This is a genomic window from Thermococcus sp. 21S9 (assembly GCF_012027635.1).
Taxonomy (GTDB): Archaea; Methanobacteriota_B; Thermococci; order Thermococcales; family Thermococcaceae; genus Thermococcus.
The window spans coordinates 1,480,164-1,501,375 of sequence record NZ_SNUS01000001.1 but is presented as its reverse complement, the minus strand read 5'-3'; the positions used below and the strand labels follow the sequence as shown (position 1 = coordinate 1,501,375).

Sequence of the window (21,212 nt, the reverse complement as noted above, 5' to 3'; positions counted from 1 at the left end):
ACATGGCACCCATAGCGTACGTTACCCTGCTCGGTCGCTCGCCCTGGGCGGTCGTGAACACCTACTACAAAATCCTGAAGGAGGGCAAGGGAAAGCGGGAAATCCGGCGGGTCTACGTATTCACGGAGGAGCGCTACAGGAACCTCCTTCCAAAGGTTGTGAAGGCCATAGAGGTCATATCCGAGGCATATAATCTCAGACCGAGGATTGAGACCGTGGTAATTAAGGACTACGGCTTCTTTGAGGCCGACAGGAAGTTCAAGGAGCTCTTCTCGAAGCTCGAACGCGAGGGTTACCGGATAGGCCTTGACATAACCTCCGGCAGGAAAGCCCTAGTCGCGGCCGCGATAGTCCAGATTCGGGAGTTCCCCGTGTCGTTCATAGTCTACATGGGCCTGCTCGACATGGACTTCCCGGATAGGCCCTACATGATGATTCCAACCCATATGCAACCCATCAAGAACTTCCTGGGGGATGGAGATGAAGCCCGCTGAGGTCATAGTGAAGCCAGAACTGCAGGTCCTCATGAACGTCCTCGCTGAGAGGGGCGAGCTACGGGTGAGTTACCCGCTCTACGGCCTTCCTCTCCTCCGGGCGGAGCCGAGCGAGAGGGGCTACCACCTCGAAGTCCTGACGGACAGAAAGACCTTCAACGCCCGTGTTCCGCCAAGGCTCTCCTCAGAACTGCCGACGTGGAGCGACTTCTACGAGTGCTTCATCTCCGCAGGAATCCTCCGCTACGACAACCTCGACGAATTCGAGAAGACCCTGGAGCTCTACGAGAGGCTGAAGAAGGGCGTTGCATTCGCGCCCGATACGAACCTCTTCTACCACCGCTTCATATCCTCATACAGACCGCTCGACAGTTATCAGATAGTCGTCGCCGAGGGCGTCAAGAAGGAAATCGAGGACGCGATGAACTACAAGTACAGGCACAAACAGCTTGAGGAGATTTCACGCGAGGTTCTCAACGCCCACCTCCTGAGGGAGTTCAGCAACAGGCGGACGAAGAGGAGCCGGAAAGCGGCCTACATAGCCCTCAAGGAGTTCGAGAGGCTGAAGCCAAGGATAATCATCGCCGAGAGCGTGAGCGAGCCGGCCCACAACAACGACGAGATTATCGTCAAGTCCCTCAAGAGGTACGACAGAATGACGCCCACCCTGCTCGTCTTCCTGACGGCGGACATAGCGATAACCGACGTGGCGGAGATGGAGGGGCTCGAGTACTTCCTCTTCAAATATCCGCGGGAGGAGCTCGGAAGACACGAGGTCTCGGCTTACCAGCTCAGGACGCTCCTCTTTAACCTCTCGGCTGTCTTCGGCGTGATAGAGCTCAACGGAATCCTCGTCTTCGGCGAGTTCGGAGGCAAGGCGAACCTCGATGAGCTCAAGCTCGTCTTCAAGCGGGAGGATAGAGTTTACAACGAGTTCATCTTCCACCTCAAGCTGAGCAGGAAGCTGGTGGAGATTATGGGCTGACGTAGAGCTCTTTCACGTAATTTCCACCGAGGACGAGGAGGAGAGTGAAGACCGCCAGGACCTTTGAAATCGCCGATGATACGGGGAGCAACGCGAGGGAAGTGGCGATGCCAATGGCGACGAGCTCTCCTCCTCTGCCTTCTCCCCCGTACCTGTATTCGATGAGGAACGTCAGCCAGTTCAACCCGACGACGAGTAGCCGGTCAACCGTTAGTTCCACCATAAGAACGCCGAGGCCGATGAGGAGAAAGGGGAGGGCGTAGAGAACCTTCCTCATACCCTCACCCCAACGTCAGTCCGCCTGAAGAGACGTTCGTGCCGTTGCAGAGAACAGTGAAAACGTAGTCGTTGGGTTTGATGACCCTGACCACGAACTTCATCTCTCCTGCTTGGAGCAGGGTCCTTTCGGTGCCGTTGTTCAGCTCATCAACGCTGACCTTCGCCGTGAAGGTAACGTTTCCTGAGGGGTGAACCTTTAGATAAGCCGTCGTTCTGACGAGTCCGTTTCCTTCTTTTCTTGAGATTGAAACCGGGAGGGGGTCGGAGTAGGCAACGCACGTTGCTCCTTTGATTTCCCGCCCGTTGATGCTTACGTTGACGTCCCTCGGAACGAACGCTGGAACGAGCTTGAGAACGTAGACCGTTATGCTCGCGTTCATGTTTCCCTCAACTTCAGCTGTGAACGCGTAGAGGGTGACGTTGGTCGAGTTCAGGAGGCGCTCAACCTCGTCGAAGTACGCCATCGGGGCCGTCAGCCAGCCGGAGAAGGTCCCGTTTATCTCTGCACTTCCAACGGCGCTCGTGAAGGACGAGCTTCCGCCATTTTGAGTCCCGGGGGAAGAAGTTGGGGCGTTTCCGGTACCGTAGGTCTGGGTTTGGGTCGTTCCCGGGGTCGAGATGCACCCGCTGACGAGGGCTCCGAGGAGAATCAGAACAAGAACAATGGCGTTTGTTTTGTCCATACTCCCACCGTGAGTGTTAAAGAATTAAAAGCTTAAAAGTGTTACCTGAGGGAACCAAAGAAAAGAGGAAATCAGCTCAGCATTCCCTCGAGCTTCTCGACGAACTCGATGCTCCTCTTCAAATCGGCGAAGTACTCCTTGGCCTTCTCGACGTGCTCCCTCTCGACTCTTCCACCCTTGGCCAGGACGCTCGCCGGCGCGAGAAGCTGGACGGCGTAGCGCAGGCTGGTCTTCTCACCGAGCTCCGCGAGGTACTCTATGGCCTCCTCGCTCACCTCAATCTTCTCCTCCCTCGCGCGAATCTTGACTATCTCCCTGATTTCCTCTTTCTTGTAAGGTTCGGTGTTGATTATCAGCAGTCTGTCGAGCATGTCAACTGGGATTCCGTGCGGTGCCTCGATGTCGGTGCCCCTTATCTTCGTCCTTCCCCTGTTGGTGGCCAGGATAAGAATCGGCGCGAGCTCGCTCTCCATGGCCCTCGCGAGGAACGAGAAGGCCTCGATGTCGAGCATGTGGACCTCGTCTATGAAGAGCACTCCCGGAACGAGCGTCGCCCTTCCCTCCTCAATCCAGCTCTTAACGGTCTCGTCAACGCGCCTCCTGACGTCGTCGCTTATCTCCGCCCCGGTGCTGAAGAGCAGGCCGAAGATGTTTCCGCGGGCGTTGGCAACGTCAAGGTCGTGGAGCGTGACGGTGTAGGTGAACTCCTTTATCTTGAGTACGGGCCCGCTCGGAAGGCTGACCTTGCGCTTGAAGAAGAGCCCCTCTTCCTCCTTCGTCGTTCCGACCTTCGAGACCTTGCCAGTTTCGGCGTCAATCTGTATGACGTCGCCCTCTTCAACGCCCAGCTCCATGAGCTGGTAGGCTATCTCCCTGCCGGCCCTTATCGTCTTCTCGTCGTCCCTCGTGCGGAGGGTTATAATGACGCTCTCCGGAATCTCGACGTAGGGGTTGAAGGGGTGCCTCGTGCGCCTTATCTCAATCTTCTTGACCTCGCCCTCGTAGACCTTCCTCTCCTCGCTGATTCTAACGCCTATCGCCCGCCTCATCGCCTGCTTGAGGAACTCCGTCTTGTTGACCTCGGCCGAGTAAATCTCACTTCCCGCTATCTGGACGAAGGGAACGTCATCACCGAGTTCCCTCGCTATGCCCATCGCTATCGCCGTCTTACCGCTCCCGGTCGGGCCGACGAGGAGGATTCCCTTGCCGGCGAGCTTTCCGCGCTTTATGAGCTCGACGGCGATTCCGGCCGCTTCCCTCGCCTTAACCTGACCGACCATGCCATCGGCGATGAACTTGGCCCTTCCGTTCTCGTCGAGGCCGAGGCCCTTTATGTGGGAGTGCATTCCAACCCTCTCAAAGGAAACCTTTGCAACCTCCTCTATGACCGCCGGCAAGGTCTCACCCCCTTAATCTTTCCGAAGGTAACTAAAAGAGGGGATTTAAAAATTTGACGGACGGCGTTATCTCAGGAAGCGCCGTATTGCCTTAAAGACCTCGTCCTCTGGGATGTAATCCCCTGCAACCTCAGATAAAAGCCTGTGCTCACTCACCCTGCCCCTGACCATAAAAGCCCTCTTCAAAGAGGGATACGAAGCCCATATCGCAGTTGCAACGGAACCAATTGGGGCTGTTACACCATACGAATACAGGAACCTGCCGATTAAAAACCCCGAAGCCAGGAGCAGAAATCCGAGGGAGAGGTTCGTCATTCTTTTAATCGGTGACACCGGAAACTCAGCGTAGGGAACTCTACCGTCTGCCCCATCAACGTAGGCCAGATACGTGAAAAAGCTATATTTATACCTGATTCTCCAGATTGGATAATAAACGAGTCCATCCAGATGAACATCAAACGTCGTCATTCCAACCTCAACGTTGCTCCAGTGAAAGTATCGCCGAGCTTCGTTCTTGAGAACGTTTCTGAGTTCATCCCTGAGTCGTTTCACAGCCTCGGAGGCTTCAACCGTCTTTTCAAGGAGCTTACTTTTGACGTGTCCATCGAAATACTTCCTGCCCCTCACGGGTAAGGGGTAGTTAACGAGCTCGTCAAAGCCCTCAACTGCGGGCACGGTGGCATAGTTGAAGAACTCAACGTGACCTGCCCCTTCTTTGGAAATTATGCCTCTTCTGGCAACGCCTTTTGCCTTCACGAAGAAGACATAAAATGGAACATAGAGGAGTTCTCTCTCAATGATACGGGCTTTCCATTCAACATCGGCAGGGGACAGACGCTGAAGGCGTATAAACGAGGCCAGCACGTTCCAGGGATTTTCAACCCGCAGGGGGTAAGTAAACGTTCTGGATTCGCCGAGTTTTATCTGGAATCCACAGTAGGGACACACCACGATGCCCTCTTCCCTGGCTTCAAACTCCGCACCGCAGTGGGGACACCTGACCTTCATTTCTCAACCCTCACGTCGCGAGCCACTTTCCGTCCATAGCCCCTTGCCAGCTCAAAGCCGATGTACGCTCCCAGCGCCGGAAGCACAAGCATGCCCAGTCCACTCTTCCCTGCATCCGAGAGGGCCTTCCAGTATCCAATGTTCCCGTAGAGGGAAGAGAAAAGCCCCGCGAGGGAGATTCCAACTATAGAAACCAAAGCGTACCAGACCTTTCTCCATATCCTCACGGGCTCAACGGCCAAGACTTCCTTTCCCCGGTGACCATCGTAGGCGACGAAGTACGTCCCGCCCTCAACATCATAATGAACCTTCCAGAGGGGATAAAACACGAGGGCCATGTCAAGGGTCTCCCCCTCGAACCTAAAGAACCGGAGTTCAACATCATCGGGAACACGGCGCTCTTTGGCAACATCCGAGGCCCGGTCCTGAAGGGCAATTCTGGCGTAGTCCTTTCCAAAGTCAGCGTTCAGAAACGCCAGTTTAAGGCCATCCCACTTATCAGGGGTTAAATCCGTTATCGGCTTGATGTCCATCATACGCCCCAGCAAATCCTCTATTCTCTCTGAAGCAACGTATCCGTACCTCTCGAATTTTAGTGCCAGGTTCTCAACTGCGATATCGTAGACGCTTCTCCTGGCAGGAACGCAGACAAGGGAACTCATGTCGAATTTCCTGGATTTAACAACGGCTCTGGTCTGGTTACCCTCCTTCTCATAGACGACATATCTCATCTGACCCTGCCCTTTAACAATTCCAAACCAGAGAGGAACGTAAACCCCTTCAACCTTGACAACCTTTATCTTTCCCCGTATCCCGCTGTAGTCGGGGTCTTTCTTAACCCGCTCCCAGAAAAGGCGGAGGATTTCTTTTTTGGGAAGGCTCTCAACGAAGAAGACGTTCTTCTCCGTGAAAACTTTGTCATAGGCGTTGGGATAACCACAATAGTGACAGACCACTATTATATCCTCTGGGGTTACATCGAGCGGTGCTCCACAGTGCTCACACCGGAAAACCTCGATTATTACCACCAAGATTAGGAGAAGATGCAAAAATTTAAACTTTATGGCTCAGGTGGGTTTTCCGGGCATCGGTTACCCCAAAGGCCAATGTCATCATCGCCAAAGAAGGTTGACCAAACGCTTTTAAACGTTTGGTGAGAAACAACTGTGGCGAGTAAAATGTCGAAAATGAAGGGTATTGTCCTGATGCTCCTCCTGATGGTGTCTCTGATGTATCAAACCCACGAAGTTTCGGGAAAGGGAACCTGTCCGCCGGAGGTCGAACTGCCGGACCCGGTTCTCTTCGCCACAACACCCTACATCGTCAACAACACCATCGCCTTTGAGCTGGACGTTTACTACTTCTACCAGTTCTACGAGGGAATGTGTCCTATTTCAAGCCTAACCGACAGGCTTCAGTGTCTGGACGCCGAAGCCCTTGACTTCAGGGTTCACTACACCGTCGAGAACGGAAGCACTGTCGGCAGGCTCGGCGGTGTTGATGGAGTTCCGCTGAAAACCTACCCCCTAAAGCTCCTGAACGGGTCAGTCGTGGAGCTGGAGGGATTAAACGTCTCATTCCCGTTCGGCGTTCTCAAAACGTACCTCTCGGCCCTCAACATCACCGGAACGTTCACCCAGAACTGCACTTATTCCCCGGACCTCAAACCGCTCCTGGCGAAGTTTAACGGCACGGCAGACGTCGTTTCGAGAATGAGGGGCTTCGTTTACAACGGAACCATCTACGTCTACTTCCCCCAGGCCGAGTTCGTGGACTGCGATAAATTCATACCCGAGGAATTTCGCGCGACGGGGAACTACGTCTCCCCGATAATACCCCTGGTTTTCAACGGCTCAACCCCAAGCGCCCCGCCACTTATTCTCGCCTACCGCAACGGGAGCATGGAGCCCGTGTTAAAGCTCAAAACGGAGAGAAGGAAGGGGGATTGGGGATGCTACTACTACGTCTGCTCCCCCTCGAACCTTGAACTCCCCAAGCCGGTGGAACCACCCGTTGAGCTCGAAGGCGGGAGAAACTACTCCTACGTCTACGTCGCCCCTCATGATGTCAGCGTCAACGTCAGCGGGTTCACGAACGGCACCTTTGCCCTCTTCCTCCTGAAACTGTCCGCCAGCGGAATCCTCATCCCAGGTGGCCCCAACGTTCCGGCGGACATACACTACGTTCTCCTCTTTGGATACGACGGCAGACTTTTCCAGGTAAACCTGAGTTCCATACTGAGAACCTTCAACCCGCCGGAGGAGGACGACTACGGCAACCCGGCCTTCTACTTCGGCGGTGCCGATGAGGAAATCTTCCATCTCGGCGTGGCCTTTGTGAACGGAACTCCCTACCTGGGCGTCTCAATGAACGGCTCGAAAAACATCACGCTGATACGCCTTATTCCCGGGAAAAAGGAGTGGATTAAGGCAGGTTCCGTGTCTTATGAAACCTGGGAGAAAATGGTGAGGAGTTCAACAAGGGAAACCAGGCTTTCCAGCGTCTCCCATTACTCCAAGTACTTCCTCTCGACCCCGCTCTTGGAATACGTTCCGGTTAAGGGTGGGGTGTTCGTTTATCCCGCGCGATATTCGGTCAGCTTTTACGGGCTCCCCGCAGGATACGCGAAAGTTGGAAAAAGAATACTCCCAACGTGCTCGCTCTGGCCGGTATACGCCTTCCTGGACAACGACACGGTCTACGGCCTCTTTAGGGTGGGAGGCAACTTCACCCTTTACCCGAAACTCGTGGAGTACAGTAAGGCGCCTCGTGAGAATCCGAATGCTAACACCTCCACGAACCTAACGACTTCTCCCGCGGGTACTGGGGGAACCACCAATTCCACCGGCTCAAACACCGTAAAAACGCCAGAAAGACGGGAATCCAAATCAATCTGCGGGCCCGGGCTAATGGTCCTCCTCGCCCTGCTCGCCCTCCTCAGAGAACGTTGAGGTACTTGTGAACCTGGAAGCTCAGTCCAACGTTCTTCCGCCCCATGATGAGCGAGGCCTCGCGGTAAAGTTCCATCAGCCTTGCCTGGCTGATATCAATCGGCTCCCTTGGCTGGATTACGAGCGGGGCAAGCCCCTTCAGAAGCTCGGCGTACCAGCGGACGTTCTCAACCTTTGTCTCCGATGTAACGACAAGCTTGGCGTAGACCTTTGCCCCTGCTTCCTTTAGAATCCTGATGCTCTCGACCTCGCGGAGAACCAATGAGCGCCAGTCCTCGGTCGCTTTAGCGGTCTCGTCCTTTATGTCAACGCTCGCGTAGTCGGCGAGTGGAGCGACCTCCCTAATGAGTTCTGGAAGCCCGCCGTGCGTTTCGAGGAAGTTATCAAAGCCGAGCTCCTTCATCTTTCCCATGAGGGCCTTCAGGGGTTTCACCTGGAGGGTTGGCTCCCCCCCGGTGTAGCTTATTGAGTGTATATCACCCGTGTTGAGGCGAGTAATGGCTTCAACAACCTCATCAAGCTCCGCGGGATTCGGCCTGTACTCGAACCTTCCGGTGAAGGGCTCGACTTCGTATCTCCAGCGAGAAACGCGAGAGGCGTCAATGAACTCCTTTGAGTCGCACCAGGCACAGTGGAGGTCGCAACCGGCGAAGCGGACGAAAATCTGCCTTCTCCCGAAGGCGCTTCCCGGAACGCTTCCCCCTTCACCCTGCCAGCTGTTGAAAACCTCGGCCATTATGAGTCTCATGGCCACACCTCACAGGGTCTCGACGTCTATTCCCTTAACCTTCTCGCTCACGTAGCCCTCGAGGATTTCAACGCGAATCTCCCTCTCATCGCCCGTCATATCGGCCATCAGCTTTACTGCCCTCGCGTAGTCCCAGAGGCGCCTTTTCGCCTCGGCCGTAACAGCTTCGGCCATCACTATGAGCTCCTTCTCTTCCGGATGTTTGCTCATCTCCTCGATTACCTTCCTCGCGTCCTCCTCGGTGAACACACCCCTCTTCTTGAAGAGCACCGACATCACCCCGCGATTGTTCAATCAATGAATTATGTAATTCTGCAATTAAATAATTCATCAACCGCTTAGATGTACTTGAGCAGAACCTCAACGGCCTCCTCAAAGATTTCCCTGTCCCTCCCGTCGAGAACGCCCTCAAGGTAGTTGAGCGCAACCAAATCGAGGATTATGTAGGCGGTGTTCCTGTCGAGGCCAAGCGAGTAGGCGTCGTAGTAAACCCTCTCCTCACCTAAAGCTTCGTTGAGCATCTCGACGAAGTAGTTTATCTCCTCGACGGTGAGCTCGTCCCACCTGCTCTCAAGCTCGTCGAAGTAGCGCTCCATAACGCGGAGCGTTTCGAGGTCTAACCTGAGAGTCCCCTCGAAGTAGGGGAACTCGCCGACGCGGAAGAGCTTTATCCCCTCGTCGTCCCTAACCGCTATACTGTCCCAGAGGACGATTCCGCCAACCGGGTTGTGGCCGTATTTGCTCGCCAGATAGGAAAAGCGCTCCAGGGCGAAGTCTATATCCTCTATGAACTCCTCTTCATCGCGGAAGCGGATTATCTTGCTCACTGTTCCACCCATGTTTCGCACCGTTCTCGGTTGGAGTGAAGGTTATAAAAATGCTTTGAGGTCTATCCCCTGACCTCGTTCCTCCAGAGGGAGAGCCATGCAAGGTCACATCTTGTTCTTAATTCAAAGTGTCCATCGGAAACTTTACGAACCGAGAGAACTTTCCAGCTGGGGTCAAAGGTTACTTCATAAAACGTCCCGTTCTCAGCCTCGCAGTTGTACCCCTTGCAAACTGTTGTGTAGTTAACGTGAAGGAGGAATGTAGTTGTTTCGTTGGGCCATTGACAGGACGTTAGAATCATACATTTTCTGGCAAGATGAGAACGGCAATATGCTAAAATCCTCTTCTCCGTTTCGTTTCTAAGCTCTTCACACCGGTGGATTAACTCATCGTAGGCGTTTGAAGGCACTTTTTTAAAGGACACCAACTCCAAATTGGTTAGATTGAGGTTCACCGCGTAGAGGAGGCCTCTTTTTCTGGAGCACGTTAGTCCCTCGCAGTTTATCGTATAGTTGCCGTAAACCAAAACGGTAGCGGTATTGTTCGGCCAGATGCAGAGGGTCGCTATGGACCACTGCCAGCCAGGGTGATAGCTTTGAGCGTAGTCCAGAGCCTTTTCGGTGATGTTGTCCTGAAACCTGAGTTCGGGACAAGAATACTCGTTCTGTTTGTTGTTATGCACTGTACCGTGATAACCTATCACGATAATGGCCATTATGAGGAGCACTACCATGGTTGCCTTCCGGTTTCTCATACTATTTCCTCCGGAGTTATCTGATAAATTACTACTTAATTTAGGCATAAAAACTTTCCTGCCTGAAAGAAAGTGACAAAGCAACCCTTATAATTTGCTCTCAAGAACTTGATAACGCCCGACGAGTACGGGGTTGCGATGACGTCGGGACCCCCAGGGGGGCGACAGCCCCTACTGCCCCCCTTGCAAACTTCGCCTGCGCGAAGTTTGACCAAGGTTCGTGATTCCCCCTGAAAATGCTGTGTATTGACGTGGATTTCTTTTTGAGTTGCTCTTTTGAAGGGGAATTTCTCTGAAAGGCCCTCCTTCTGATAAGAGGTTCACATCTTTTGCGCTCCTTCGGAGCGCGGTTCAAGTAGAACCAGCGCGGAAAGTCTAAGTCAAATGAATTCAAGCCTCTAACGACCAGCTTGGTTTTGAAATCATATTATGCGGGGACTTTTTGAAGAGGAATCACCAGCTTTTGGTGAAGCTTTTTCCAAAAGTTTCTGAGGTAAGGTTTATAAGAGGACTTTCAAAGCACGACCGAGGCGAGCGGTGTGGAGCGCGAGGTAACCGATGAGAAGCTCCAGAAGTATTTTAGAATCACCGAAGAGGCGCTCAAGCGACTTGAGGTAGCCGTTCACGAGAAGAGCCTTCTTCACGCGGTCGCGATGGACTTCCTGACGATGGCGAAGAGCTATTTTGAGGACGCAAGGTACTACTACGAGAAGGGCGACTACGTTACCGCCTTCGCCGCTCTGAACTACGCGCACGGCTTCATAGATGCCGGCGTGAGGCTCGGCGTGTTTAAGGGTGAAGACGACAGGCTTTTTGCATTCGGGTGAGGTGAGCGAGATGGGGGACTATCTGGTGGTTCTCGAGGCGCCTATCATCGTGAGGGACGTTGAGACGAGCGAGGACGCGATAAACGTGGCTGTGAGCAAGGTAACGAAGGCACTCAACAGGGAGAAGCTCGATTTCGTCCGCGTTGAGCTCGGCTACTCCCAGTGTCCCGTCTGCGGGGCGCACTTCGAGAGCGCCTTCGTAATCGGAAACGTCGGCCTCGTCGGTATGTATCTAACGCTCAAGGTCTACAACGCCCAGACGATAGAGCACGCCGAGAGGATAGCCAAGGCAGTTGTTGGCAAGGCCCTCAAGAAGGTCCCCCTCAAGGTTTACGAGATTAGGGAGCTCGAGGAGGACGAGGAAGACGGCATCGAGGCCGAGCTCTGAGTTAAGTTAATTTTTTAAACATTCTTCCATCAAAGCCCCACATAACCTCTGGAGGTTTTGCCATGACGAAGTTCATCTTTGTTACGGGTGGTGTCGTCAGCGGTCTCGGGAAAGGAATCACCAGCGCTTCTCTCGGCATGCTCATGAAGGCTCGCGGTTTTAGAACGACGAACATCAAGATTGACCCCTACCTCAACTACGACGCCGGAACGATGAACCCCTACCAGCACGGCGAGGTCTTCGTCCTCGACGACGGCGGTGAGGTTGACCTCGACCTCGGCAACTACGAGCGCTTTCTCGACACGAGCCTGAGCTTCGACCACAACATAACCACGGGCAAGGTATACTCGGCCGTCATCGAGAAGGAGCGGAAGGGCGAATACCTCGGCGCGACGGTTCAGGTGATTCCGCACATCACCAACGAGATAAAGGAGCGCATAAGGAGAATCGCGAGGGACTACGACGTCGTTATCGTCGAAATCGGCGGAACGGTTGGAGACATCGAGGGGATGCCCTTCCTCGAGGCCGCGAGGCAGATGCAACTCGAGGAAGGAAGGGAGAACGTTGCCTTCGTCCACGTTACGTACGTTCCCAAGCTCAAGGTGGTTGGCGAGCAGAAGACAAAGCCCACCCAGCACAGCGTCAAGGAGCTCCGTTCCCTCGGAATCCAGCCCGATGCGATAGTGGCGCGCTCCGAGGAGCCCCTCGAGGAGAGTGCGAGGAGAAAGATAAGCCTCTTCACCAATGTCCCAGAGGAGGCAGTAATTAGTGCCTACGACGTCGAGGACACTTACGAAGTGCCTTTAATGCTTGAAAAGGAGGGACTCGCGAGGTACCTCGTGAGGAGGCTCGGCCTTCCCGAAAGGGAACCGGAGCTCGAGAAGTGGCGCGAGATGGTGGAGAAGTACAAGGGCCTTGATAAGGAGGTCGAGATTGCAATCGTTGGGAAGTACGTCAAGCTATCTGACTCTTACCTCAGCATTAAGGAAGCCCTGAAGCACTCGAGCGTTGCCAACGACGTCAAGGTCAGAATCAGGTGGGTAGAAGCGGAAGACGTTGAGAGGGAGGGCGTTAAGCTCCTCGAGGGTGTTGACGGTATAATCGTCCCCGGTGGCTTTGGCGCTCGCGGAAGCGAGGGCAAGATGATGGCGATACGCTACGCGAGGGAAAACGACATTCCTTTCCTCGGAATCTGCTTCGGCTTCCAGCTGACGGTCGTTGAGTTCGCGAGGAACGTCCTCGGGCTCAAGGGGGCGCACTCGACGGAGATTGACCCGCAGACGCCTTATCCGGTCGTTGACCTGATGCCGGAGCAGAGGGACCTCGACAGGCTCGGCGGGACGATGAGGCTCGGCGCTTACCCGGTTCACATAAAGCCGAACACCCTCGCTAAACGGCTCTACGGCAGGGAGATAGTCTACGAGAGGCATAGGCACCGCTGGGAGGTCAACCCAGACTACATCGAGAGGTTTGAGGAAGCCGGTCTCGTCTTCAGCGGAATAGCGGGCGACGACGAGAGGAGGATGGAGATACTTGAGTTGCCGGAGCACAGCTACTTCATAGCGACCCAGTTCCATCCGGAGTTCAAGTCGAGGCCCATGAACCCGGCACCGGTCTTCAGGGGACTCGTTGAGGCCGCGAAAAAGAAGAGGTATCAGTAAAGGAACTCCTCTTTTCTTCCCTTAATCCCCTTGAAGTTCCTGTAGAGGAGAACCCCTCCCGCCCAGAGGAAGCAAACGAGAAATGCATCAAATGGGGCACCGGCGAGGTCAATTATCACCGGGTTCGCAGTGGTCATCGTGAGGGGAAGTATAATGGGTGTCATTGCTATTGCTACAGCAAAGCCCAGGAGTATTATGAGGACGCCATAACCAAAACTGCTCGGGAGCCTTCTGAACGTAAGTCGCAATGCCTCTACAAACGCTCCGATGTTCCCTGTTTCAACGTACGCCGGGACAACGATGGCAAAGAACGTCAGGAGGACTGGAATCATTGCAAAGAGCAGGAAGACACCCAGGAGGGCAACGCCTGCACTGAGGAAAACGGCGCCAAGGATTATTATGCCTACGGGAACCACTGCAACGAGCAGTGCCGTTAGGTAAGCGAGAATGTTTACTATTATTACCCCTGGAATCTTTGGTAATGCCTCTATGATGAGCTCTTTGAGGGAGTATTCCTCCCCGTCTGCTGATAAAAAGTAGGCCTTAACGGCGCTGTACTCGACAAGGGAGAGAACAAGAATCGTAATGAACAGCTTTAACAGCGAGAGTTCCAATTCATGGATAAGGGTGGTTTTGGAAGTTGTGCCGTACTCCTCAAAAAGAACGTTTGAGGATAGGTGTTCTTTTACGGGAAGCCCGCTGGTCTGAGATGGGAAAAGAAAGCCCAGGAATGCCACGACAATGAACGCCACGAGGACGAGAAAGTAAACTCTCTTGTTTTCCGCGACGAGGGAAAAGGCCTTTGAAAATGCATCAAGCGCCCCCACATACACCACCGAGGTTAGTAACGACGGGAGGATTTAAAAGCGTTGTCCCTAAGAAAAGCTTATAAACGAACCCCCGAAAGTGGCGATGGGTTCATCAGGCTAATCGAGGTGAGATAAATGGCTATCTGGCAGGGAAGGTCACTCAAGAAGCCCTCAGGTGGAAGGATTGTCCTCGCGAGGAAGAAGAGGAAGAGGGAGCTCGGAAGAGAGCCCGCCAACACCAGGGTCGCCGAGGAGAGGGAGAAGAGGAAGATAATCAGGACCTACGGCGGTAACAGGAAGGTCCGCCTCGTCGAGGCACTCTACGCGAACGTCTTCGACGGTGGAAAGGGCAAGAAGGTCAAGATACTCAACGTCGTTGAGAACCCGGCCAACAGGCAGTACGCGAGGAGAAACATCATCACCAAGGGAGCGATAATCGAGACCGAGATTGGTAAGGCCGTCGTCACCAGCAGGCCCGGCCAGGACGGAGTTGTTAACGCGGTTCTCCTCAAGGGGGAGAACGCCTGAACCCTTTTCTAATTTGCCTTTGATAGAGCCTGTAGGGATTTCCGGACAACAATGGAAGAAAAGTATCGTCAGAAAAGAAAATTAAATTCCCTCTCTGAACTTCGAAAGCTCCTTCTCCATAATCTTCCTCGCGAGTTCTCTTGCCTTCGGCTCGACGACTGCTATTACCCTCTTCTTCAGCTCGTCGAGGCCATCTCCCGTCAGAGCGGAAATCTTAACGGGCTCAAGTCCTTTTGCTTTGACGAACTCCTCGACGGCCTTAGTTTTCTCCTCGTCCGCTATGTCCACCTTGTTTATCGCGACTATGAACGGGAACTCCCCGAACTCGTTCAGTATCTCCTCGAAGAGGTGCATCTGCTCCTCGACTGGGAAGCCACAGTACTCGCTCGGGTCGAAGATGTAAACGATAACGTCTCCGAGGTGCTTCAAAGCGAGTATCGCCTGCTTCTCAACCTCGTTCCTCTCGCTGAGCGGTCTATCGAGTAGACCAGGGGTGTCTATAACCTGGTAGCGGAGGTAGTGCTCCTCGAACTGGCCGACGTTTATGCCCTTCGTCGTGAAGGGATAGCTCGCAACCTCGGGCTTGGCGTTGGTCAGAGCACGAAGGAGTGTGCTCTTGCCAACGTTCGGGTGGCCGGCTATGACGACCGTCGGGAGCTCCAAATCGACGACTGGCAACTCCTTGAGAACGTTTCTGGCCTGATTTAAATAGCGCAAATCGTCGTCAATCTCGTGGAGTATATCCGCAACTCTACCGTAAAAGGCCCTTCTGAGCTTGGCTATCTCCTTCGGGTCCCTCTCATAACGTATCTTTTCCACGTAGCGTTGCTCCAGGTTCCTGATGGTCTTTATCGCCCAGTTCACCCTGGCCAGCGAGCGGTGGAACTGGTCGCGGTCGACGAGGGTGTCAACCAGCTCCTGATAGAACCTCGGGAGCGTCGAGACGCCAGGCGTTCTGTCGAGTATCTTCCTGAGGTTGTCGCGAACGACGTTCGAGACGGTCCTAACTCTGAGCTCTTCCCTCTGTCTCGCCTTCGCGACCTTCCCGCCGGGCGGGTTGTAGGCAGATGCAGCCCTCTCGGCCCTCCTGAAGGCCTTGTCGATGAGCTCGTCAGCGGTAAGAACCGTCGGCATCTTTTCAAACGGATTCTTCATTCTCACCCCTCCCTCAATCTCGCGGAGAAAAGGTTGGGGAGGGGCCTTAAAAAGGTATTCAATCGAGCGAACGGTAGATGATTACCCCAATCAGCGACGCAAGGGCAACGAGGAACAGCAACACGAGGCTCATCAGCTTCCCGACGTGCGACGAATCGGTGAAGCCGGCTATCACCATCAGGAAGAACACCGCGACAAGGAGAAGGCCGAGTTTTTCGAAGAGACCTTCGTACCGGTTAAGTTTGTCAACTATCGCCCCAAGTCCCATATTTCCACCCTCCCTTGGTGTGTTCTAAAAACCGAATTGGTGCGAAAATATAAAAACGTATCGCTAAAACTCGATGGTCTTGCCAACGTGCAGGGGTTTGGCCCGTTCCCCGAGCCGGCAACGGAGGTGGGAAAAGCTCTCAAGCCCTGTGCAGTGGCCCGCATAGAGCCTGGCGTTGACGTTTTTGACAATGTCCTCGAGTAGGTCCCCCTTCGCGCCAATCAGGTGGAGTCCGCCGATTAGGGCCTTCACCGGCTTTCCGCTGACCTTCTCGGCGTGCCTGACGATGTTAATAACTCCAGAATGCCCGCAACCGGTGATTACGGCCGTTGCATCGCCGAGGTCGATGATAAGCGCCATGTCATCTTTCACTGGGTCCTTCGTTCCATCTGGAAAGTAGCCGACGGCCCTGTCCCAAGTCATTCTTTCAATCTCGCCGGAGCTCATTAATCCCTCGGCGAACTCAAAGGGCTTTTCCTTCAGAACGAACTCGGCGCCGAGCTCCTCAAGCTCCCCCCGCGTGAAGGGAATCCCAATCTCCCTTCTCCTCGGCTTCAGGGCAATCCTCCTCTGGAAGATTCCAGGGTGGGCGATTACCTTTACCGGCTTCGAGCGTGCCTCCAAGAGGGCCTTCAAGCCCCCGGTGTGGTCGTAGTGACCGTGGGTGATGAAGAGGTAGTCTATCGAGTCCGGCTCGATTCCCAGAGCTTCCATGTTGTTGAGGAGGACCCTCCCGTCCGTACCGGTATCAACGAGCACCCTAACGCCTCCACGCTCCACGAGGGCCGAGAAGCCGTGCCCACCAAGGAGGCCCTTCCGGAAACCCGAATGGTTTTCGTAGATGATGGTAACCTTCATTTCCACCACCACGAAAAGTTTATGTTCTCACCGTTTTAAATCAAGCTGTGGTAGCTATGGGTACGCCGATAGAAGCGTTAATCTCGGGGCTCATCGTTGCGCTGACGTCGTGGCTTCCCCTCAGCCCCGAGGGAAACACGGTTTCCTCCCTGGTTGGAGGCTATTCATCATTCCTCGTTCCTGCTTACCTTGGCGTAACCTTTGCCGTCCTGTTTCGCTTTAGAGAGAGGTTTTCAACCCTCCTCCTCAAGGCGATGAGGGGGGTTTACGAGGCCGAGCTCAAGTATCTCTTCTTCGCGACCCTGTTCACAGTCCTCATCGGGCTTCCCATCTCAAGGTTTTCCTGCAGGATTTCGGCCGAGGTCTCCGCGGTAATCAACACCCTTGTTGGAGTGACAATAGTTCTCCTCGCGACACTCAATCCGGCGAGGAATCCGCTCAAGGAACTCGACAAGAAGCTTCCTGAACAGCCAAGCATACTCGATTCCCTATCGGGGGGAATCCTTCAGGGGTTTGCTTTGCTCGGTCCCCTCACAAGAACGGGCACAGTCACCCTCGGGCTCCTCCTGCCTGGCCACAGCGCCAAGAAAGCCCTCCAGTGGGGTTTTATGGTGGCGCCCGCTTACCTAATCCTTCGTCTCGTCCAGCTCGGGAGCTGGCAGTCGAGCGACCCGGCGTGGGTTCCCTTCACTGCCTTTGCCTCGGCTTTCTTTGGGAGCCTGTTGCTGATGCCCCTCCTTGAGCGCATGGCCGAGAAAAACGGAAGGTACTTCCTAATCCTCTTTGGGATGGTCGCCATCGTTGTCTACGCTCTGGAGGTGATAATGTGAAGGGTGTAATCCTGGCAGCTGGAAAGGGTGAAAGGCTTCGCCCCCTCACGGACGACAGGCCGAAAGTTGTTCTCAAGGTCGCCAACCGGCCGATAATCGAGTACGTCCTCGAGAACCTGTACCCGTTCGTTGACGAGTTTGTGATTGTGGTTAGATACAGGAGCGAGTGGATAAAGAAAACCCTTGGAGACGAGTTCGGGGGCAAACCGATAACCTACGTGGAGCAGTTGCCCGGAGAGGGAACGGCGAAGGCCATAGAGAGCGCCCGGGAGAGCGTGGAGGACGAGTTCATAGTGGCCAACGGTGACATCTACTTCGAGGAGGAAGCGGTGAGGGAGCTCGTCTCGGCCTTCAGGAGGGAGAAAGCGGACGTCGCCATCGTCGTCAAGCACTTCGAAGATTTGAGCCACTTCGGCAAGGTCGAGGTTGAAGGCTCAAGGGTAACGCGCATAGCAGAAAAGCCGGGCAAAATACCGGGTTACGCCAACCTCGGCATCTACGCCTTCCGTTCGAGCGTCTTCGAATTCATAGAGAAAACTGGCCTGAGTGAGCGCGGGGAGTACGAAATAACCGACACGATTAACCTCATGATTGAAGCCGGGCTTAAGGTTGTGGCGGTTCCCTACGACGGCTACTGGAACGACGTTGGAAGGCCGTGGAATTTACTTGAGCTCAACGAGTACCTGCTCAAGAACAAGCTCAGGCACGAGATTAGGGGAACGGTCGAGGAAGGGGCGGTGATAGTTCCTCCCGTTGAAATCGGCGAGGGGACGGTGGTCCGGAGCGGGGCCTACATAATCGGCCCCGTGAAGATTGGCAGAAACTCCCGGATAGGGCCGAACTGCTTCATAAGGCCGTACACAAGCATAGGCGACAACTGCCACATCGGCAACGCGGTTGAGGTTAAGAACTCCATCATAATGGACAACAGCAACGCGCCTCACCTCAACTACGTCGGCGACTCAATAATCGGCGAGAACACGAACCTTGGAGCAGGGACGATAACGGCAAACCTGAGGCACGACAGGGGCAATGTGAAGGTCGAAATCAAGGGAAGGCTTGAGGACAGTGGCAGGCACAAGCTCGGAGCAATCATCGGACACAGCGTAAAGGTTGGTATCAACGTCAGCATCTATCCTGGCAGGAAGATAGGGAGTAATTCTTTTATAGGGCCAGGTGTTATCGTTGACCGCAACGTCCCACCCAACAGCCTCGTGGTAGTGAGGCAGGAGAAGCTGGTGATGGAGAAATGAGCATTCCAGGGAGCTACCTAATCCCCTACCTCAACTTTATCTCAAGGTGGGTACTCTTCATAGCAGTTGCATATAAGGCATACCAGACGAGGGACAAGGGGTGGGTTTTGATTAGCACTGCGTTTTTCATAGACGCCCTTGGGATAGAGGACTACATACTTAATCCCCTTGGGGTTCACATAAACCAGCAGGCGTACGTCATAGCCGCGAAGATTCCCAACTTCTTCTTTGGAATCCTGCTAATCTGGGGGGCGTTTCACCTCAGGTATGGAAAAACGGACTTCAGACACACAGTTTACATATCAGTTCTGGCCGTTGCCTCGTACATCTGGCTCTTCCTTCTTGCCACCGATGTGTTCAAGAGCCCGACGCAGGAGTCAATCCTTCCTTCCCTCGTTCTTGGAGGTTCACTCGTGTACCTTGGCTGGGTTTTGGACCACTACGTAATCTCACGTGGAACCCCAGAGGCGATGTTCCCCTGGGGCCTCATCCTGCTCGGTGTGCTCAACTTGACGTATCCGGTCACGAGGTTCATAGACTGGTTCGCTCCCATCGGGTTCTTCCTCGGAGGAATATTCCGTCTGATGGCCGCGATTGGTGCGGTGAAGTTCGTGTTCTATCCTGTGACTCCGGTTAGTACAGAAGGTGAAATCCCACCCAAGAGGGGTGTTTTCCTCTTCCGTTCCAGGGAAGAGGCTTTCAGGAAGCTTGGCAAGCTCTGGTCCATGCCGGGAACAGTAGTCCTCACGAGAGAGGACCTTAGAACGCTCAAGAGTTCCCTCAACCCCGAAACCCTTGTGTTCTGGGTTACGCGAGCGAAGGAGGGCAAGCTAGAGGAGAGGCCACAGGTTTACGCCATAAGCCCGACGAAAATTGAAATCCTCACCGATTTGATAGCCCGTGCGCTGGCCCAGGGTTACAGAACGATATACGTCGAGGCCTTCGAGTACCTAATGCTTGAGAACGGCTTCGAGAACGCGGTTAAGTTCCTGCTGAACCTCAAGGACAGGGTCGTTTCGGAAGGTGGAACGCTCGTTCTCGTGATAAACCTGGAAGTCCTCAACGAGAAGCAGAGAAGGATAATAGAGAGAGAGTTCGAGGAGCTCAGCTGAGGCCGAGCTTCTCGAGGAACCTCTTGGCGTAGCGGGTGTCCTTTTCCAATTCCGCCTTCTGGAGGAGCTGTCTCTCGATGGCCCTCAAAGCGTCGTGAACCGCCTGTATCGCTCCCCAGGTTTCACCGGTGGCAACGAACACGCCCCTGTCTGTGACGACCCTCATCCTGGCCTGGTAGAGGTGGACTCCCCTAAACTTCTCGGGGAAGCGCCTGATGTAGAGGTAGATTATGCCCTCCTGGCCGAGTAAATCCTCGTAGCCGTCAACGAAGCGCTTGATGTCCTCTATGATTCTCTCCCTCGTGAAGTCGCTGAGTATCGAGGCATCTCCGCCGAGCTGGAGGTAGAACCTCGCCTCCTTCTCCGTCATCTTCGAGATGGGCAGGAGCAGGTCTTTGACGGTGAGGACTCCGACGACCTTATTGTTCTCGTTGACGACGACAAGGCCATCTATGTCGTTGTCCTTCATCGTGGCGACCGCTTCCCTGACCTTCGCGTCTGGGAGAATCGTGATGACTCCTCTAATCATCACGTCGCGGAGGGGCATGCTGAAGGGCGGTATCTTCTCGCCGGCAAGCTCACCGGCCTTGGCCCTGAAGCGGGGCTTGATGAATCTGACGATTAGGTCGTGGAGCGTGACGAGACCCTCAAGCCTTCCCTCCTCGTCAACTATCGGAATCCTCGATATCGCGTGGTCGCGCATCGTCGCAAGGGCCTTGGCCACGGTGTCCTCGGGTTTGAGGGTTATGACGTCCTTGGTCATGAACTCCTCAACCTTCTTCTTACCGAAGTCGGTCTCAGCTACCCTCTCAAGAACGGCTATATCGTTTATAACACCGATGATTTCAGCCTTGCTCTCCCCAACGGGGAGGGAGCGGAGGTCAACCTCCATCATGAGCTTTGCCGCTTTGCTCAAATCCTCATCGGGCTCTATGACGGGAGCGGGCTTGTAAACGTCCCTAACCTTAGCTTTGGTTGGGTCCCACTTGAGGTGGGAGCGGATAATCAAGTCCTGGGTCAGAACGCCTTTGTACAGGTTTCCATCAAACACCAGAATGAGGTCGGGGTCTTCCTTTTCGAAGATTCCTATCGCCTCAGAAAGGGGGGCGTCGATGTCTATCTTCTGGAACCTGTCCGTCATTACCTCCTGCACCTGAATTCCGACCATTTCTGCCACCTCCTGCAATTTATATATTAGTTCTCCTGGGATTTAAACCTTTGCAACCGGCGACATTTTAGTTAACTTAGGTTAATAAAGTTTTCGCGGAAAGATTTATAAAACCGGTTAGCAAACCAAAGACCGCGCCGGGGTAGCCTAGCCTGGGAAGGCGCGGGACTCGAGATCCCGTGGGCGTCCGCCCACCAGGGTTCAAATCCCTGCCCCGGCGCCAAACAA

General features: G+C 54.3%; 24 protein-coding genes and 1 tRNA gene. 11 read left to right on the top strand and 14 right to left on the bottom strand.

Features of this window, described 5'->3' with window-relative positions; translation table 11 throughout:
• The first annotated feature begins 2 nt into the window (after positions 1 to 2).
• Together E3E28_RS08475 and E3E28_RS08470 are read left to right on the top strand one after the other, a co-directional pair.
• Entirely contained in the window at positions 3 to 494 is a 492-nt protein-coding gene (locus E3E28_RS08475; protein ID WP_167915360.1) for a hypothetical protein, read from the top strand.
• Positions 475 to 1,479 (top strand): PIN domain-containing protein, encoded by a 1,005-nt coding sequence (locus E3E28_RS08470; protein ID WP_167914731.1) that lies wholly within the window; start codon positions 475 to 477, stop codon positions 1,477 to 1,479. Before E3E28_RS08475 ends, E3E28_RS08470 begins: the two co-directional genes overlap by 20 nt.
• Here E3E28_RS08470 and E3E28_RS08465 read toward each other — a convergent pair.
• The 5 genes from E3E28_RS08465 to E3E28_RS08445 form a co-directional block, all read right to left on the bottom strand.
• Positions 1,469 to 1,756: a hypothetical protein gene (locus E3E28_RS08465; protein ID WP_167914730.1), complete on the bottom strand. Its 288-nt coding sequence runs from the start codon at positions 1,754 to 1,756 to the stop codon at positions 1,469 to 1,471. The two genes, E3E28_RS08470 and E3E28_RS08465, sit on opposite strands and share 11 nt — an antisense overlap.
• Before the next feature lie 4 nt (positions 1,757 to 1,760).
• The gene (locus E3E28_RS08460) at positions 1,761 to 2,441 is read right to left on the bottom strand and encodes a hypothetical protein (protein WP_167914729.1); all 681 of its coding nucleotides are present in this window, start codon (positions 2,439 to 2,441) and stop codon (positions 1,761 to 1,763) included.
• 71 nt (positions 2,442 to 2,512) lie between these two features.
• Positions 2,513 to 3,838, bottom strand: a complete 1,326-nt coding sequence (locus tag E3E28_RS08455; protein ID WP_167914728.1) for a RuvB-like helicase — start codon at positions 3,836 to 3,838, stop codon at positions 2,513 to 2,515.
• Positions 3,839 to 3,904: 66 nt separating this feature from the next.
• Positions 3,905 to 4,846, bottom strand: a complete 942-nt coding sequence (locus E3E28_RS08450) for a hypothetical protein (RefSeq protein WP_167914727.1) — start codon at positions 4,844 to 4,846, stop codon at positions 3,905 to 3,907.
• Positions 4,843 to 5,874, bottom strand: coding sequence for a hypothetical protein (locus E3E28_RS08445; protein WP_167914726.1), 1,032 nt, complete (start codon positions 5,872 to 5,874; stop codon positions 4,843 to 4,845). The genes E3E28_RS08450 and E3E28_RS08445 overlap by 4 nt, the downstream gene beginning before the upstream one ends.
• 150 nt (positions 5,875 to 6,024) lie before the next feature.
• Between E3E28_RS08445 and E3E28_RS08440 the strand changes: the two genes are divergently transcribed.
• Positions 6,025 to 7,797, top strand: coding sequence for a CGP-CTERM sorting domain-containing protein (locus E3E28_RS08440; RefSeq protein WP_167914725.1), 1,773 nt, complete (start codon positions 6,025 to 6,027; stop codon positions 7,795 to 7,797).
• On the opposite strand, the gene E3E28_RS08435 is transcribed toward E3E28_RS08440, so the two are convergent.
• The 4 genes from E3E28_RS08435 to E3E28_RS08420 form a co-directional block, all read right to left on the bottom strand.
• On the bottom strand, positions 7,784 to 8,545 hold the full coding sequence (locus E3E28_RS08435; protein ID WP_167914724.1) for a 7-carboxy-7-deazaguanine synthase QueE: 762 nt from the start codon (positions 8,543 to 8,545) through the stop codon (positions 7,784 to 7,786). The genes E3E28_RS08440 and E3E28_RS08435 overlap by 14 nt on opposite strands.
• Positions 8,546 to 8,554: 9 nt before the next feature.
• Entirely contained in the window at positions 8,555 to 8,815 is a 261-nt protein-coding gene (locus E3E28_RS08430) for a hypothetical protein (RefSeq protein WP_167915359.1), read from the bottom strand.
• A gap of 68 nt (positions 8,816 to 8,883) precedes the next feature.
• The gene (locus E3E28_RS08425) at positions 8,884 to 9,384 is read right to left on the bottom strand and encodes a hypothetical protein (protein ID WP_167914723.1); all 501 of its coding nucleotides are present in this window, start codon (positions 9,382 to 9,384) and stop codon (positions 8,884 to 8,886) included.
• 50 nt (positions 9,385 to 9,434) lie between these two features.
• Complete coding sequence (locus E3E28_RS08420) at positions 9,435 to 10,127, bottom strand: hypothetical protein (protein WP_167914722.1); 693 nt, start codon at positions 10,125 to 10,127, stop codon at positions 9,435 to 9,437.
• 539 nt (positions 10,128 to 10,666) lie between these two features.
• Between E3E28_RS08420 and E3E28_RS08415 the strand changes: the two genes are divergently transcribed.
• From E3E28_RS08415 to pyrG, 3 genes are all read left to right on the top strand, one after another.
• Complete coding sequence (locus E3E28_RS08415; protein WP_099210387.1) at positions 10,667 to 10,954, top strand: DUF357 domain-containing protein; 288 nt, start codon at positions 10,667 to 10,669, stop codon at positions 10,952 to 10,954.
• A gap of 10 nt (positions 10,955 to 10,964) precedes the next feature.
• Positions 10,965 to 11,342, top strand: a complete 378-nt coding sequence (locus E3E28_RS08410; RefSeq protein WP_042689311.1) for a DUF555 domain-containing protein — start codon at positions 10,965 to 10,967, stop codon at positions 11,340 to 11,342.
• Between the two features lie 62 nt (positions 11,343 to 11,404).
• Positions 11,405 to 13,003, top strand: coding sequence for a glutamine hydrolyzing CTP synthase (gene pyrG / locus E3E28_RS08405; RefSeq protein WP_167914721.1), 1,599 nt, complete (start codon positions 11,405 to 11,407; stop codon positions 13,001 to 13,003).
• Here the strand turns inward: pyrG and E3E28_RS08400 are convergent.
• Positions 12,997 to 13,839, bottom strand: coding sequence for a hypothetical protein (locus E3E28_RS08400; RefSeq protein WP_167914720.1), 843 nt, complete (start codon positions 13,837 to 13,839; stop codon positions 12,997 to 12,999). The genes pyrG and E3E28_RS08400 overlap by 7 nt on opposite strands.
• A 108-nt stretch (positions 13,840 to 13,947) precedes the next feature.
• On the opposite strand from E3E28_RS08400, the gene E3E28_RS08395 reads away from it, so the two are divergent.
• The gene (locus tag E3E28_RS08395; RefSeq protein ID WP_167914719.1) at positions 13,948 to 14,340 is read left to right on the top strand and encodes a 30S ribosomal protein S8e; all 393 of its coding nucleotides are present in this window, start codon (positions 13,948 to 13,950) and stop codon (positions 14,338 to 14,340) included.
• 81 nt (positions 14,341 to 14,421) lie between these two features.
• Here the strand turns inward: E3E28_RS08395 and E3E28_RS08390 are convergent, their stop codons facing one another.
• From E3E28_RS08390 to E3E28_RS08380, 3 genes are all read right to left on the bottom strand, one after another.
• Entirely contained in the window at positions 14,422 to 15,495 is a 1,074-nt protein-coding gene (locus E3E28_RS08390; RefSeq protein ID WP_167914718.1) for an NOG1 family protein, read from the bottom strand.
• A gap of 58 nt (positions 15,496 to 15,553) precedes the next feature.
• Positions 15,554 to 15,763 (bottom strand): hypothetical protein, encoded by a 210-nt coding sequence (locus E3E28_RS08385; RefSeq protein ID WP_099210379.1) that lies wholly within the window; start codon positions 15,761 to 15,763, stop codon positions 15,554 to 15,556.
• A 63-nt stretch (positions 15,764 to 15,826) separates the two neighbouring features.
• A complete protein-coding gene (locus tag E3E28_RS08380) occupies positions 15,827 to 16,621 on the bottom strand; it encodes an MBL fold metallo-hydrolase (RefSeq protein ID WP_167915358.1) in 795 nt (264 codons plus the stop codon).
• Positions 16,622 to 16,677: 56 nt separating this feature from the next.
• Between E3E28_RS08380 and E3E28_RS08375 the strand changes: the two genes are divergently transcribed.
• From E3E28_RS08375 to E3E28_RS08365, 3 genes are read left to right on the top strand one after another with little or no spacing between them, the layout of a single operon-like run.
• Entirely contained in the window at positions 16,678 to 17,451 is a 774-nt protein-coding gene (locus tag E3E28_RS08375) for an undecaprenyl-diphosphate phosphatase (protein ID WP_240921743.1), read from the top strand.
• Positions 17,448 to 18,704 carry a bifunctional sugar-1-phosphate nucleotidylyltransferase/acetyltransferase gene (gene glmU, locus E3E28_RS08370; protein ID WP_167914716.1) on the top strand — a complete coding sequence of 419 codons (1,257 nt, stop codon included), beginning with the start codon at positions 17,448 to 17,450 and terminating at the stop codon, positions 18,702 to 18,704. The genes E3E28_RS08375 and glmU overlap by 4 nt, the downstream gene beginning before the upstream one ends.
• Positions 18,701 to 19,816 (top strand): DUF835 domain-containing protein, encoded by a 1,116-nt coding sequence (locus E3E28_RS08365; RefSeq protein WP_167914715.1) that lies wholly within the window; start codon positions 18,701 to 18,703, stop codon positions 19,814 to 19,816. Before glmU ends, E3E28_RS08365 begins: the two co-directional genes overlap by 4 nt.
• On the opposite strand, the gene E3E28_RS08360 is transcribed toward E3E28_RS08365, so the two are convergent.
• A complete protein-coding gene (locus E3E28_RS08360) occupies positions 19,809 to 20,984 on the bottom strand; it encodes a CBS domain-containing protein (protein ID WP_167914714.1) in 1,176 nt (391 codons plus the stop codon). The genes E3E28_RS08365 and E3E28_RS08360 overlap by 8 nt on opposite strands.
• Before the next feature lie 136 nt (positions 20,985 to 21,120).
• Between E3E28_RS08360 and E3E28_RS08355 the strand changes: the two genes are divergently transcribed.
• Positions 21,121 to 21,207: transfer RNA gene (locus tag E3E28_RS08355), tRNA-Ser, on the top strand.
• The last annotated feature ends 5 nt before the right edge of the window (positions 21,208 to 21,212 follow it).

Excerpts from the sequence above, each read along its gene's own strand:
- E3E28_RS08475 (WP_167915360.1), top strand. The coding sequence starts at position 3 with ATGGCACCCATAGCGTACGTTACCCTGCTCGGTCGCTCGCCCTGGGCG.
- E3E28_RS08470 (WP_167914731.1), top strand. The coding sequence starts at position 475 with ATGGAGATGAAGCCCGCTGAGGTCATAGTGAAGCCAGAACTGCAGGTC.
- E3E28_RS08465 (WP_167914730.1), bottom strand. The coding sequence starts at position 1,756 with ATGAGGAAGGTTCTCTACGCCCTCCCCTTTCTCCTCATCGGCCTCGGC.
- E3E28_RS08460 (WP_167914729.1), bottom strand. The coding sequence starts at position 2,441 with ATGGACAAAACAAACGCCATTGTTCTTGTTCTGATTCTCCTCGGAGCC.
- E3E28_RS08450 (WP_167914727.1), bottom strand. The coding sequence starts at position 4,846 with ATGAAGGTCAGGTGTCCCCACTGCGGTGCGGAGTTTGAAGCCAGGGAA.
- E3E28_RS08440 (WP_167914725.1), top strand. The coding sequence starts at position 6,025 with ATGTCGAAAATGAAGGGTATTGTCCTGATGCTCCTCCTGATGGTGTCT.
- E3E28_RS08435 (WP_167914724.1), bottom strand. The coding sequence starts at position 8,545 with ATGAGACTCATAATGGCCGAGGTTTTCAACAGCTGGCAGGGTGAAGGG.
- E3E28_RS08425 (WP_167914723.1), bottom strand. The coding sequence starts at position 9,384 with ATGGGTGGAACAGTGAGCAAGATAATCCGCTTCCGCGATGAAGAGGAG.
- E3E28_RS08420 (WP_167914722.1), bottom strand. The coding sequence starts at position 10,127 with ATGAGAAACCGGAAGGCAACCATGGTAGTGCTCCTCATAATGGCCATT.
- E3E28_RS08410 (WP_042689311.1), top strand. The coding sequence starts at position 10,965 with ATGGGGGACTATCTGGTGGTTCTCGAGGCGCCTATCATCGTGAGGGAC.
- pyrG (WP_167914721.1), top strand. The coding sequence starts at position 11,405 with ATGACGAAGTTCATCTTTGTTACGGGTGGTGTCGTCAGCGGTCTCGGG.
- E3E28_RS08395 (WP_167914719.1), top strand. The coding sequence starts at position 13,948 with ATGGCTATCTGGCAGGGAAGGTCACTCAAGAAGCCCTCAGGTGGAAGG.
- E3E28_RS08390 (WP_167914718.1), bottom strand. The coding sequence starts at position 15,495 with ATGAAGAATCCGTTTGAAAAGATGCCGACGGTTCTTACCGCTGACGAG.
- E3E28_RS08385 (WP_099210379.1), bottom strand. The coding sequence starts at position 15,763 with ATGGGACTTGGGGCGATAGTTGACAAACTTAACCGGTACGAAGGTCTC.
- E3E28_RS08380 (WP_167915358.1), bottom strand. The coding sequence starts at position 16,621 with ATGAAGGTTACCATCATCTACGAAAACCATTCGGGTTTCCGGAAGGGC.
- E3E28_RS08375 (WP_240921743.1), top strand. The coding sequence starts at position 16,678 with ATGGGTACGCCGATAGAAGCGTTAATCTCGGGGCTCATCGTTGCGCTG.
- E3E28_RS08365 (WP_167914715.1), top strand. The coding sequence starts at position 18,701 with ATGAGCATTCCAGGGAGCTACCTAATCCCCTACCTCAACTTTATCTCA.
- E3E28_RS08360 (WP_167914714.1), bottom strand. The coding sequence starts at position 20,984 with ATGGTCGGAATTCAGGTGCAGGAGGTAATGACGGACAGGTTCCAGAAG.